Genomic DNA, 1,278 nt, shown 5'->3' with positions numbered 1-1,278 from the left:
CATACTAACCTAGTGTTGGATTATGAATCGACGGATTCATGATCTGGCACTTTTTATTTTGTCTAAAATAGAAAGTGAAGATAAAGCAAATAAAGTCTTGGTTCTTTTGGACGTGTAACGTCGCAAAGAAAACGGACTGCTTTACCGCCTATTTATAAGTCTCTTCGAAGTCTGTGGGCACTTGATGCCGAGTTCAGAAAATGAGAATTAATAGGTTGATAAAACTGTTTGTCTTCACTTGGAGGTTAGAATGATGAAACAAAATATTATCTTTGGCATTGATGTTAGCAGTAAATCGTCTACAGTTTGTGTAGTAATTGATCGAATTAAGCAAGGTGAAACCTTTAAGATTACTAATGATTCCTTTGGCTATCAAGATCTATTGGATCGTTTAAATCAATACTTGATCACGCCTTTAGTAGTTTTTGAAGCTACGGGAGTTTATTCATTGAGTTTACAGGCTTTTTTAGAAGATTATCATATCAAGTATTTAAAGCTTAATCCCTTAAAGGCTAAGAAGCTGATGGACAATAATCTAAGGCATAATAAAACCGATAAAGTTGATGCTTATCGGTTAGCTTTAATTCAATTCAATGCGCCACAAAAATTGCGTGCTCCTCAACCTAAGGAATATCATGAACTGCAAAATGCGAGTCGTTATTACGAAGAGCTTACTCAAGCCCTGATAATCAATAAAAATCAGCTCCATCGTAATTTGCAGTCTACTTTTCCTCAGATAGAGAGTATCCTTTCAACTTCATCTGGCAGAGTTTATTGGACGATTGTCAGCTTATTCCCGCATGCCCAATATGTTTTAAATCACAATGAAAACCAGGTCTTTCAAAGTTTGTTGGCCATTTCAGGAATTGGCAGACAAAGAGCTCATTATTTAACAACTAGGCTCTATGCCTTAGCCAGACAAGCTTATCCATATGACAATGAAAGCAGTATTACTATTCGAGCAATTCAGCGTAATATTGCCAATTTGCTTTCTCTAAGTGCCGAAAGAGATAATGTGATCAATTATATGGAAAAGCTTGCTATGCAAGCAAATGCACGGTCTTTGAATATCTATGAGAGTATTCCTGGCATTGCCAAAACTACTGCTGTTAGGTTGGTAGCCGAATTAGGTGATTTAAGACGGTTTGATACTTCAGCCCAAATTGATGCCTTTGTTGGCATTGATCCAGGCCGCTATCAATCAGGTGAAAAGGACAGTCATTTAGGAATAACCAAACATGGCAATCACTTAGCTAGAAAGATTCTTTATCGAACAAT

At 36.7% G+C, this 1,278-nt stretch carries 1 protein-coding gene; it reads left to right on the top strand.

The window, feature by feature from the left end:
* Nucleotides 1–250: 250 nt before the first annotated feature.
* Nucleotides 251–1,278 (top strand): IS110-like element ISLhe4 family transposase (locus HMPREF0518_RS09215; protein ID WP_003627970.1); only part of this gene is annotated, 1,028 nt, incomplete at its 3' end.

The sequence above is a fragment of the Lactobacillus helveticus DSM 20075 = CGMCC 1.1877 genome, from assembly GCF_000160855.1.
Taxonomy (GTDB): Bacteria; Bacillota; Bacilli; order Lactobacillales; family Lactobacillaceae; genus Lactobacillus; species Lactobacillus helveticus.
Note: the sequence above shows the minus strand (reverse complement) of the source record. Positions and strands in the feature narration are given on the sequence as shown.